Here is a 12,598-nt window from a genome sequence, read left to right as displayed (position 1 = left end):
GATGAGGATATCAGATTTTGCGGTAAAAAATTATCAGTTTACGCTGATCATATTCCTGATGACTGTGGCCCTAGGGCTGACTACTTTTCTGAATATGCCCCGAAGCGAAGATCCTGTGATAGAAGCTCCACAGTTTCCTGTAGTAGTGGTTTATCCCGGTGCGAGTCCTGAAGACATGGAGGAACTGGTGGTAGATCCGCTGGAAAAGGCAATCTATGGACTGGAGGACATCAAGCGCATTAAGACTGAAATAAAAGACGGTGTGGCAGTGATCTTCGTAGAGTACAACTACAATGAAGATGTAAATGAGAAGTATCAGGAATTAGTAAGAGAAATAAACGCTCTCCGTCCCGATCTTCCCCAGGATATTCATAGCATAAAGGTTCAGAAAGTCAGGCCATCTGATGTAAACATTCTACAACTCGCCTTGATCTCAGAAAATGCTTCCAAAGAGCAGATGAAGCTCTTTGCGGACAGACTTCAGGACGTTTTGGAAAAAATCTCCGAGTTGAAAAAAGTGGAAATTCATGGAATTCCTGATCAGATTGTACGCATCGATCTGAATCTGGATAAGACCGCTGAAATGAATATTCCCGTCAATGCAATTATTGGTAGCATTCAAAGCGAACTTGCCAATATTCCGGGAGGATCAGTGGAAGCAGGAAGCAAGACTTTCAATGTGAAAACAAGTGGAAATTATACCTCTGCAGCCGAAATTGCCCAGACAATAATCTCTTCTTATCAGGGAAAAAACATTGCCCTCAAGGACGTTGCTTCAGTTCAAAATGACTTCGAAGATCCCCAGCATATCACAAGACTAAATGGCTACCGCTCTGTGTTTCTCACGGCAGCAATGAAAGAAGGGAATAATATTTCTGCACTGCAGGAAAAGTACCTCCCGGTACTCGATAGTTTTCGATCAGAGTTGCCGGAAAATATTGCTCTGGTAACTGCTTTTGATCAGGCAGACTATGTAAACAGGCGACTCAGTGGACTGGGGATGGATTTTATGATTGCAATAGGGTTGGTATTTGTGACGCTCCTTCCCTTGGGAAATCGTGCTTCACTGATCGTCATGATCTCCATTCCTCTTTCCCTCGCCATTGGACTGGTACTTCTCAATGCCTTTGGGTTTGGCCTTAATCAGCTAAGTATAGTCGGGCTGGTGGTTGCATTGGGACTTTTGGTAGATGATAGCATCGTGGTGGTAGAAAACATTGAACGATGGATAAGGGAAGGCTATTCCAGACGTGATTCAGCACTTTTGGCCACCAAGCAGATCTCTGTGTCTGTGGTCGGCTGCACGGTAACTTTGATCATTGCTTTTATGCCTTTGGTTTTCCTGCCGGAAGGCTCCGGAGACTTTATTCGCAGTCTGCCTTTGGCAGTGATCATGAGTGTGCTTGCCTCTATGCTGGTTTCGCTCACGATCATTCCATTTCTTTCATCACGCCTTCTGAAAGAACACAATGGCAAAGAAAATCCTATTCTAATCTTCGTACAAAAAGGAATACATGCCACCTATGCTCCCATTTTAGAAAAGGCACTTCTAAAGCCTGTCCGCACGCTTTTGATTGCAGGCGGAATATTTGGCGCCTCACTGGTACTTTTTCCCATCATTGGTTTTAGCCTTTTCCCTCCATCCGAAAAACCACAGTTCCTCATCAATATCACTACTCCCCTACAATCCAATCTGGCTACAACTGATCTGGTAGCAAAGGAAGTGGAAGCGGAACTCAGCAAAATGCCGGAGTTGATGAATTTCTCCACCAATGTGGGAAAGGGAAATCCCAGAATCTATTACAACGAAATCCCCGAAAATGAACGAACAGATTATGCCCAGATTTTTGTCCAGCTAGATCCTGCGACTACCCCACCCCGGAAAATGGAGTTAATCGAAGAACTAAAAAGCAAATTCATAGACTATGCTGGTGCGAAAATAGAAGTTAAAAACTTCGAACAGGGTCCACCGGTAACTGCTCCTGTAGAAGTACGGCTCAGTGGAAAAAATCTTGATACACTCCGGAATTTGGCTTCCCAAGTCGAAACGCTTCTCAAAAACACTGAGGGTACGCTTTACATCAATAATCCTGTTGCCCATCTCAAAACGGACATCAGAGTCGCTATCCAAAAAGATAAAGCACGGCAATTGGGCATCAATATTTCGGATATAGACCGGACCGTAAGAATGGCTATAGCTGGATTGAATCTTGGCTCATTTACAGATGAACTGGGTTCTGAAAGGGACATCATCGTCACCAGCCCAAGAATGGGAAGAGCTACATTAGAGAACTTTAATGGCCTTCATGTCAACAATCAGCTGGGAGCAGGAATCCCACTTTCCCAGGTTATGAATCTTAAATTGGAAAGCAGCAATCTATCGATAGATCATTATAATAAAATCAGATCCGTTTCACTATCGGCCTTCGTAAACCCTAACTACCTGAATGACCGGGTGATCAATGACGTAATCTCCAAAATGGAGCAGGTTAATTTACCGGACGGATATAGCTTTGCGATGGGAGGAGAATACGAAACCCGTCAAGAGTCATTTGCAGGGTTCAATACAGTAATCATCGTCACTGTATTCCTATTTATTGCTGTGCTAATTTTGCTTTTCAAGACCTTTAAGAGCACAATTATTGTACTGTCAGTCATTCCGCTGGGAATGGTTGGTGCATTAATTGCACTTTGGGCAACCGGAAATTCTTTATCCTTTGTTGCCATTATTGGTCTGATTGCTCTGGCGGGAATAGAAGTAAAGACCTCAATTTTGCTGGTGGATTTTACAAACCAACTCAGATTGGAGGGCAAAGCACTGAATGAAGCAATTCGTGAAGCAGGAGAAGTTCGCTTCTTGCCTATCGTGCTTACCACGGTCACTGCTATCGGTGGATTAATCCCAATCGCGGTATCTACCAATCCACTCATCTCGCCACTTGCTATAGTTTTGATCGGCGGATTAATCAGTTCCACGCTTCTTTCCAGAATAGTCACCCCTGTCATGTATAAGCTACTCCCTCCAAAAATAGAATACGATGAGCCAACACTTCACCCAACTAATTAGGCTTGCTTAAAAATACCTGCAAGCCCTAATTAAAAAGCCATTGAGGTATCAAAGGATTAGCAAGGAAAGTCAACATACTATAAAATGTTAAATCCTTAATTATCAGTAGCGAATACTCATTCACACACGTAATTTAGATTAACAGGAACTAAGTAATCCAATTTCTGTTTTGCCAGAGGGTGAATTATAACTAATAGCCATTCTAGATTTTCACAATTTGTACTACTACTATGAACCAACATTTTACGCTACTAAAAAAAGCCATTGAGGTGTTCCACTCCTATGGCATTACGCTGATCGGTCAGCAGAAGAATGCTGATTTTATTCAGCAATTGCATATGGATCCTGTCTTTATCAACGGGTTGATTTTCGAGTTGGAGTATCATCTCCACGTGGTTTTTCAAGAAGAAAAACTCGGGGCTGTGCATACACCAAAGGATTTAATAGCCCTACTAATCAATATCCCTCAGGAGAATTGATCGAAATTTTGAAAATTAAACCAACTATAAAGGGCTGCTTTCTATCGGAAAACAGCCCTTTTGCTATTCAGTTTTTTCAGTAAAGTTTTTTTAACCACATAGACTCCGGAAATTAATCTCACTTCTAGTCAGATCATTTCTATGCTTTTCTATGTGCCTATGTGGCAAACCTATTTAACTACATAGGAGGCACATAGGACTCATAGTTTTTTTGAGAAATATAGATTCGCCCTCAAGGTGGTCCAGTCCACTTTATGCTTTTCAGTTAATATTTTTCACCACAAAAGAAACAAAGTACATAAAGCCTTAAATCCAGAATAGTAAAGAAAATACGGTTAGCGCCATCATTTGGGACAGCCATACTTATTTGCTTACTCTTTGGTAAATAATCCCCCGAGAACTTGCTAAAAGCGGCATGATAGTATGAAGCTCTGTATTATTGTTCCGCAGTTCAAACTCCCTGGACTGATCCATCCCTTGAAGCAAGGTCAGCTCATCTTTAGGTAAATAGAGTTCGTCACCCTCTTCATTTACAAAGCGCTCGAGTATGGAAACTTCTATTTTTTTATCAATAATCTGATAGCTTCCCGTAAAATACTCCTGAAATCCAATGATGTCTTTTGTCTCCAAATCTCTAAAGACAACCTCAGAATACGCACTCCCATCCGCTTCGAATGCAATAGAATAAACCACCTCATAGGCTGGATTGGCACTCTGTATTTCAATGACATTCTGCCATTGACTCTCAGTCAATACTTTGGGATTAATTTCATCATCGCTGCATCCAAGAAGCAACAGCATAAGAAAAATTGAAGATAGAAAGTTGATTTTCATCTGTTTATATTTTGATTTTTAATGGTCATAACCTGTCCCGTGACGAAGGAAACGGGATGGAATCTCGCATGGCTGATAATCCTCCCAGTGTGTGATCCCGTAGGTACGGGATCATGCTCGATTTCATGTGTTTATCTAGTCAATCTTAACAAAAGGTTTTGGTGGAGTGCAAATTTCATTTATTCCACATATATAATAGAACTTTGAGAAATCCCTTTCAATAGCGTATTCCATTATAGTATTTCCGTCTTCTACAGACACCAGGAATTCCTTGTCCGCATACTGAAGCTTTGTATCTACCAGAAGTGAAAATTGGTTTCTTGTAACAATCAGCTTAGAATCTTCTACACTATAGATTCCTATAAATTCGCTTGAATAGCCCAAATCGACACGTGAACCTTTTTGTCGCAAGGTCACACTTCCTTTGATGGTACCGTCCGGGATAATTTCAAACGTGGTTACTTGGTCATATTCGCTAAGACGGAATACAGATTGCCAAGTTCCTGTAATGGTTCTTTCCGGATTTACTTCCTCATCGTTACAGCCTAGCAGGAGAAATGCAGTTATGCAAATGTATATGAGCTTAGTATTCATATAAGATTTGATTAGAGAATTTAAAAGAAAAGATAGGTAATCTAATGAAAATCAAAATCTTAATCAATACGTAAATCTTTTGCAGAATGCTACAATTCGATTTGCCAAGTTAAAATTGTCATATACAGCAAGTCAGCAGTAACTTGCAACATCATACCGGTAAACAACTCCAATGGATAAGAAAACGCGCACAGGAACGATCCGAAAAAACATACAAATCGACAGTGAGGTAACTATTATACAGAAACATCATCAGCGAACAGGCGAACTCACCGAGGGATTTGTGAAAAGAATTCTAACCTCATCGCCCACACATCCACATGGCATCAAGGTAATGCTGGATACGGGAGAAGTAGGTCGGGTGGTTGATGTGATTGTTGAAGACTAAGCGATCTATTCCGTAGGTCTGTATTTTTCCTGTAGTCCCTTTAGAAAATTCCTCAGAATTTGATCCTTGCAAGGGCGGAATTGGGCTTGACCCGGCTTTCTGAAAAATGCGCTCAGCTCATGCTTACTGATGGTTCTATCCACAGATCCCAAAATATTCAGGATATCCTCGTCTTTTAAATTTAAAGCTATTTTTAGCTTTCTAAGAATGATATTGTTGTTTAATCTTTTTTCCGCTACGGGCTGTTCTCCCTCTTTTTTCCCACGCTTTAGGATAATAAATCCATTGAGAAAGGTAGCCAACTCCTTGTCATACATTTCCTCAAACTCCGGGTCATCGTCCCGCTTGAGCCAGTTTGCGACTAATTCCCGATCTACCGTCTCTCCTCCTGATTTGATGATTTCTATCATCGTAAAATCATTGAAATCAAAAGTATAGCGGAGGCTACGGGCTACATCGTTATTGGTCATATGTAAGGGTAAATCTGGATTGAAAAGCCAAAATTAAGGCTTTTTTCGGAAGTCTTTAAATCTTAAAGAATATGGTTTTTATTGCAAATGATACAAGCCATTTCTTAGTAGTGCAAAAAATTCCGGATAAATCCGACATACAAAAAACAAGACAGCCGAGCATTCAATTACCCGGCTGTCATATCTGCTATACTATTTTATGTATATCCGCTTTTCTGCCATCAAAGCAACAAAAGATACGATACACACTTTAATCAAAAATCTCCTTAAGCTTCGCGTTCAACACTTCACCTCTCAGCCCTTTATCGACGATTTTTCCTTCAGGACTGATAAGAAAGTTGGCAGGAACACCGCGGACACCATAAAGCACCGCCACTTCATTCTGCCAACCTTTTAAGTCTGATACCTGTGTCCAAGGCAAGTCATCCTTTGCCACAGCTTTCAACCATTTTTCTTTGGATTCATCAAGCGAAATACCCAGAATATTAAATCCTTTATCATGATATTTAAGATATTCAGCCCGGAGGTTGGGGTTTTCCATCCTGCATGGCCCGCACCAGCTGGCCCAAAACTCCAACAAGACATATTTCCCTTCATAGTCCTCCAAACTGACTACCGAACCATCAACATCGGTTTGAGAAAATGGCAACGCCATGTTGCCTTCTTTGACCAGATCCAGATTCTCCAAATGAGTAGCTACTTCTTTTCCTTTTTTAGTAGTAGTGACAGCTTCCGACAAACCTGCATAAAGCATGCGTGCTTCGTCCAGATTCTCCTCATTGCTGTAATTCATCAATTCATTCAAGCTCGCAAAACTATCGGGAAACTCCAGCACGAATTGTTTTCTGATTACTGCTTCGGATCTATACATGGAATCAGCGATAGTCTGGTATTCATCATATCGCAATGAGTCACCGGCTTCACCGGCCTCCTGCGCCATATTCCAGTACTTCATTACCAAATCCCTATGAGACTGAATTCTTTCTTCCAAAACTTCAAAATCATCCTGGATGGGCGACCCACTCACATCCACATGCACCAATGAATCAAAAGTACCCGAGAGTTTCATCGCCTTATTTTCCACATAGAATACCTTTTGAAACCTTACTTTATCTGAATAAAGCATCACAATCTGAGGTTCATCTACAGTACCTGAAACACTGAATTTGCCCTTATCAACGATCAAGGTATCTTTATGGTCACCTGCCGAATCCTTGCGCATAAAATAGATTTCTGAAACATTGAGCCCTTTGATCTCACCTTCAATGGTAAAGGAATCCGATTCCTCTTCCATTTTTTCACCGGACGGCTGGCAGGCATATATCCCCATGGCCAAAATGATAATAACTAAAATATTTTTCATCTGTTTATATTTTGATTTTTAATGGTCATAACTTGTCCCGTGACGAAGGAAACGGGATGGAATCTCGCACGGCGAATAATCATCCCTCTCCCGATGCAAGTTCGGGACAAGTTGTGTGTCGTCTTCGACATGCTCGATTTCATGATTAATCTTATCTGATATTTTGAATAAATTTTATGATTGTGTTGAGTTAAGCTGCTGTTCTACTACATTCAGTTGATTAAGGTTTTTAAGCGACTCACTGGAATGACCTCTCTTGAAACCATTTGGACATTTTGATCAGTATTGTAAAGAGCCCTCGTAGCAGACACGACTCCCACCACATTGCCTTTGTCATCAAATACAGGAGCTCCGCTTGAGCCTTGTGAAAAATCTGCGGTAACACTCGTCTTTTTTGCTTCATTCCGAAGATAACTTCTGATCGCAACACCTGAAGTGAAAGAATAAAACATGGAATGTGGGTGCGAAATAATACTCACGTTCTGACCGGGAATAGCATCCTGACCCAATGGCAAACTACTCGTTGTTCCACCCATCACATCAAATCGAAAAATAGCCACATCGTCATTGAAGCTTGCTGCCAGCACCTCCTTTACAGGATAAACGCGCCCCTCATAATCCATCACAACTACCGCCAAATCAGAATTCTCATCCGTAGCGTCTCCTTTGAAGATATGGTAGCTCGTCACAGCAATTCCTTCTTCGGCAATCACAAAACCGGAAGCAGCCCGAAGATGCGTATTAGGGCAATCATCGCATTTATAAATGGTAGCTACTACGAGTACTCCGGAAGCATTTGTCTTAAATATTTCAGATGCCTCTACCTTATTTTGGAAGGATTCCAATAACTTGAGATCAACATGATCATTGGCCAGCTGTGTAGCCAAAGTAGCAAACCTTTCGGGGTGCTTATGTTCCATAAGCTTATGTGCTTCCTGATCGATATGTCGGAAAACGGCATCATCTATGGTAACACCCGGTTCCGACTCATAGATCTTTTTTATTTGCTGAGAATAACCCGCAAGCCCAAGAAGCAAGAGCATAGCTGATAATAAGAATTTGAATTTTGTAAACTTAAATTTCATTTTTTATTAAATTAAAATAAAAGGCACAACTGACTAATTGAAATATTATACTGAAAGTATAAAGCCGCCTATCCTTAAGTAAAGGACAAGTCCAAAAACCCTAAAATATAAAAGAGACTTTTTTCGGGATAAGAAAAAAAAGGGCTGGACGAGTATCCTTATGGTTTAAAAATCAGTTACTTAAACCATAATATACGATTCAAAAATCCAGCCCCCCACTCCTACTAGTGTTTAATTAAAATGGATTGGGTAGTATTTTTAAAGTGCTACTCTCTTATAAATACATCAACAGGAGCACCAACAAAACCATCTATTCTACGAGCTATATTTCCTCCTTTTCCGGTTCCAATATCTAAATAATACAAACTTCCTTCCGTTCCGGCTATGATGTAATCACTGTTTGGAACAAACTTAATCATGGTCACCTTCTTACCTCCAAAATCAGCCGAGAGAGCTCTGACTTCTTCATTGATTGGATTATAGCGATAGATTTTATCATTTGAAGTGAAGTAGATAATGCCCAATTGATTACCAATCCAGATATTGGATTCGTTGATCAAATCCGGACGGGCAAAATCACGTACATAATCAGTCACGAAAATATCTCCATTCAACATGAATTTAAACTCCACAAAACTGTTTGAAGAATCAATTCCATAAGCATATGATGTTGCTCCATTCAAATAAAGCATATGAGAATAGGAGACCAAGCCAGGCTTTTTGGGATTAAATCCAGTCCCTACCGTATCCACTTTATAATCCACTCCATAATATGCTCCGCTGCTCGCAAAACGCACGAATTGAGAATGTTTAATATCAAAGCCTAGGTAGTACTGAAAATCCACATAGATATAACTTGGAGCCAGTGAGTAATCTCCGGAAATAGCATTACCATATCTGCCATAATCAGGGCTAATATCCTGTGTACTGGTAGTTCCCAAATAAAGCTTATTATTGAATACCCCTGTAGAAGCCCCCAGCATGGTGGGATAAACATAATTTGGCATTATGGAATTTGGCGGAGAGAAAAAATTATCCTCCAGGGTTGCTTCGAAAAACAATGTATTTGCATTAATGCCTACTCCCGGGTTGATCTCATCCTTTCCCAAAAACCAATACCTGGTAAGACCTGTATTCGTATTTGCCTGATTGATAATAGGAACCAATTGAAACGGGTTGTTGGGTAGCATTCCGCTATTCAGACTTTCATATAAGTTGTTGATAACCGTAGAATCAGGTTTCACAAAGGAAAGCTTGCCCTGGCCATTATCATCACAAAGAGTTACGATTCCTTTAGAAAACTGTGTCTGACATTCAATAGTAAACGAGTAGAAATATTTCATTCCATTGGAATTGTCGAATACACTGTAAATACCGAGATATCTACCGGCTTTAAATCCGAACTGTATATCCAGATTTTTCCCTGTATAAGTCTCGTGTCTCATTTCTTCGGCTATTTGAATTTGCCACTCAAATGAGAAATTATCCGTGTCTGCCATGCTGTGATTCAGAATGGGATGTATCCGCAGGCTATCGCCAACCGACACTTGAAACACCGAATCGGCAACACCAAGTATCATAGGCTCCTCAGGGAGATCATAGTTGTAGTTTCCCAAGTCCTCATAACATGAGGTTGCCAAAAACAGGCAGCACACTATGGATATGATTAAATATGGTTTCATATAATTATATTTTTTTTTCAGTGGCCATAACTTGTCCCGTGACGAAGGAAACGGGATGGAATCTCGCATGTATTATAATCATCCCGGGGTGTGACGATTTTCTTCATGCTCGATTTCATAGAATATTATTTTTTAAAACTCAATCATGTGATCATCTCCATGAGCAAAGAAAGCTATCTAAATGAGAGCCTTCTTTGGTGTGAAGACATGTATATATAAAACATCGTTTGTAAAATATTCAGCGAAGACATTCATTCCTCCAAAATGCATTTAATTTACCGTCACCCGTTGGTTGTGTTCATTGTAGAAATAGAACTTCGCATCGTCCGGATAATAAGTAAGCTCATATTTTGTCTGAGGATTTGATATACTATAGAAATAGTATAGTTGATCATTTACCTTTTCCATTGTATATTCATCTGAGTGAGCCTCAGCCCAACTGAAAGGATCATTGATAAACTTTCTTAGCTGATCAATTAAAAAGAGGCTTCTTGGAATAAACAGATAGTCTGCATAAGAAGATATCAAATCTTGATTTCCGACAGAGATCAAATAAAGCTGATGCTTCGTTCGGGAATAAGTTCCCAACTGACCAGCCCACAAATCCCACCACTCAGGTTTTTCCAGTCTATTGGAAAACATAACTTTGGCGGCAATCAAATCAGGAAAACCAACTCCAAAATCTTCACCACTTTGAAGCACCAAACTGACTGAAACTGAAGTATCCGCAAGAATGGGGTCAGAACTATACATAATGAATGGAATGTATGTTTGTCCCGAATCCGCAGGCATGAGATAGTAAAATTCCAGTGGTTCATAATGGGTGCCTGAAATAGCAGTAGTTGCTGAATCAACCACAGACACATAGAATTTCCTATCATAGGAAACCCTTCTTCCTGAGATGGTCACCGGTAGGAAAACCGTATCAGATCCCAACTCCGGATTATAGGCAAATGTATAAAAAACACTATCTCGGTTATTCGTGTTTTCGTCATCAAAATCAAAGAACACATTGTCCGGAGCCCAGTACAAAAGCTCATCTTCATCCCGGCATGAAAACAAGGAGATAGATGCTAGAATAAGTAGGGTTAAATATCTTGTCATATTAAGCTAGTTTATATATCAATCTCTGTCTCCAAAAACAATTTCATCATCAGGCAAAGGCCAAACAAACACCTGATCACCGGCAGCAATAGTCCTTCCTGACTCGGCCAAGATATCCCTGTTCAATCTCTTGTACATATAGAATATCTGGCCTTCTCCGTAAAACTCCTTACGTGCCTCCTTAATTAGCTCGGATATAAAAAACTCATAATCAGTATTATTGTGAATTGCAGTCCCTATACCGCGATTAAATCTCACTGTATTGAAGTATCCCCACGCCATTTCCGGACCAGTATCAAAGCTGCACTCCGCAGCTATATAATACATCTCGCTCAATCGCAATGCTGGAGCCATCAGATTATGTAGATTTGCGTTTCCGTCACGTTTGTATTTCATAAACAGCAGTTTTGTGGTTATCCCGTCACTTTCTTGCTTCATCCATTCTTTGAACCTGAAGTCATCCGCACCTACACCACCTGTTTCATAGATGATATTACCTTCTGCTGATACGATAGCTGTACTGGTGGCGATATTTTCAAATCTGTTTCTCAGGTCATTCTCCCTGGAAGGTATATACCATCCGAAAATCAATTCTTTGTAGAGAATCCGGTCTTTGAGTTTATCATCATCCGCCGTAAAATCGTTTTTATCTGTCCACGGGAACTTACCTGATTCAATAACCTCCAATGCATATTTGAGCGCATTTACCTTGTCGTTTTTATACAAGTACACCCTTGCCAACTCTGCGCAAACAGCGTAGTAATTCATTCGGTGCCTTCGGTTTTGAATAAACAGATCGTTGCCCTGTTCTTCATTGGAACCATCATCCGGCAGGCCATCAAAATCATTATTGTAAGTGTAGCCTACCAGATAGCTATCTCTTAAAATTGGATCAGATTCCAACAATGTTCTCGCTTCAAGCAATTCAGCAATGATCAGGTCCAACACTTCAGAGACAGTGGATTGAGGCGTAATCTCAGTAGAGTAATTGATCACATAAGGAATAGCCGGTGAAGCAGGATTATTAAGAAAAGAGGGAGCAAACAACCGTAGCAAATCAAAATGCAGGTAAGCTCTCAGTGCTTTGGCTTCCCCTTTTATCAGTGGGGCATAAAGCGCATTTGTAAACACACCTTCTTTTTCATCAATGTTTTCAAGAATGAGGTTGCAATTCCCAATAGCATTGTACAATCCATTCCAAATGTTATTTTTCCTAGTCACAAAAGAATTGTTCCGGTAGTTGAAAACAGCCGTCTCGGCATAGGTTTCAGCCAATGTATTGGTGCTGTTGGTCATGGAATAATTCTGGGCCAAAACGTCAAGAGAACCGAAAGTAAGTTCATTGCCATATATATCTCCCTCAGTACTCCTCACATAAACACCATTAAGTGCTTCAAAAAAACCATATTCAGTACTAAACAAAACCTCCTTTTCAATTTGGGATTCCGGTCTCACATCCAGATAATCCTGACATGAAGAGAAAATGAGTAGGCCCGAGAATAATATCAGGTATTTTTTCATTTCTATTCTTT

The 12,598-nt window shown here is 40.3% G+C and carries 11 protein-coding genes; 3 read left to right on the top strand and 8 right to left on the bottom strand.

What is annotated here, in order from left to right:
• Window position 1 precedes the first annotated feature (1 nt).
• Both J2X69_RS20615 and J2X69_RS20610 read left to right on the top strand, forming a co-directional pair.
• Complete coding sequence (locus J2X69_RS20615; protein WP_310107605.1) at window positions 2–3,067, top strand: efflux RND transporter permease subunit; 3,066 nt, start codon at window positions 2–4, stop codon at window positions 3,065–3,067.
• 230 nt (window positions 3,068–3,297) lie between these two features.
• Window positions 3,298–3,546: an acyl carrier protein gene (locus J2X69_RS20610; RefSeq protein WP_310107603.1), complete on the top strand. Its 249-nt coding sequence runs from the start codon at window positions 3,298–3,300 to the stop codon at window positions 3,544–3,546.
• Between the two features lie 363 nt (window positions 3,547–3,909).
• Here J2X69_RS20610 and J2X69_RS20605 read toward each other — a convergent pair whose 3' ends face one another.
• Window positions 3,910–4,380, bottom strand: coding sequence for a hypothetical protein (locus J2X69_RS20605; protein WP_310107601.1), 471 nt, complete (start codon window positions 4,378–4,380; stop codon window positions 3,910–3,912).
• A 135-nt stretch (window positions 4,381–4,515) separates the two neighbouring features.
• A complete protein-coding gene (locus J2X69_RS20600) occupies window positions 4,516–4,974 on the bottom strand; it encodes a hypothetical protein (protein ID WP_310107600.1) in 459 nt (152 codons plus the stop codon).
• A gap of 172 nt (window positions 4,975–5,146) precedes the next feature.
• Here J2X69_RS20600 and J2X69_RS20595 point away from each other — a divergent pair, with 172 nt between their 5' ends.
• A complete protein-coding gene (locus tag J2X69_RS20595; protein WP_310107599.1) occupies window positions 5,147–5,362 on the top strand; it encodes a YwbE family protein in 216 nt (71 codons plus the stop codon).
• A 5-nt stretch (window positions 5,363–5,367) separates the two neighbouring features.
• Here the strand turns inward: J2X69_RS20595 and J2X69_RS20590 are convergent, their stop codons facing one another.
• From J2X69_RS20590 to J2X69_RS20565, 6 genes are all read right to left on the bottom strand, one after another.
• Window positions 5,368–5,832, bottom strand: a complete 465-nt coding sequence (locus J2X69_RS20590) for a DUF1456 family protein (protein WP_310107597.1) — start codon at window positions 5,830–5,832, stop codon at window positions 5,368–5,370.
• A gap of 250 nt (window positions 5,833–6,082) precedes the next feature.
• The gene (locus J2X69_RS20585; RefSeq protein ID WP_310107596.1) at window positions 6,083–7,195 is read right to left on the bottom strand and encodes a TlpA disulfide reductase family protein; all 1,113 of its coding nucleotides are present in this window, start codon (window positions 7,193–7,195) and stop codon (window positions 6,083–6,085) included.
• A gap of 212 nt (window positions 7,196–7,407) precedes the next feature.
• Window positions 7,408–8,280 carry a serine protease gene (locus tag J2X69_RS20580; RefSeq protein ID WP_310107594.1) on the bottom strand — a complete coding sequence of 291 codons (873 nt, stop codon included), beginning with the start codon at window positions 8,278–8,280 and terminating at the stop codon, window positions 7,408–7,410.
• Between the two features lie 266 nt (window positions 8,281–8,546).
• Window positions 8,547–9,962: a PKD-like family lipoprotein gene (locus J2X69_RS20575; RefSeq protein ID WP_310107592.1), complete on the bottom strand. Its 1,416-nt coding sequence runs from the start codon at window positions 9,960–9,962 to the stop codon at window positions 8,547–8,549.
• A gap of 270 nt (window positions 9,963–10,232) precedes the next feature.
• The gene (locus J2X69_RS20570) at window positions 10,233–11,066 is read right to left on the bottom strand and encodes a DUF4843 domain-containing protein (RefSeq protein WP_310107590.1); all 834 of its coding nucleotides are present in this window, start codon (window positions 11,064–11,066) and stop codon (window positions 10,233–10,235) included.
• A gap of 18 nt (window positions 11,067–11,084) precedes the next feature.
• Window positions 11,085–12,587 carry a RagB/SusD family nutrient uptake outer membrane protein gene (locus J2X69_RS20565; RefSeq protein WP_310107588.1) on the bottom strand — a complete coding sequence of 501 codons (1,503 nt, stop codon included), beginning with the start codon at window positions 12,585–12,587 and terminating at the stop codon, window positions 11,085–11,087.
• Window positions 12,588–12,598 lie beyond the last annotated feature (11 nt).

Source organism: Algoriphagus sp. 4150, assembly GCF_031457395.1.
Taxonomy (GTDB): Bacteria; Bacteroidota; Bacteroidia; order Cytophagales; family Cyclobacteriaceae; genus Algoriphagus.
The sequence above is the reverse complement of the archived record's forward strand: the minus strand, read 5'-3'. Positions and strand labels throughout refer to the sequence as shown.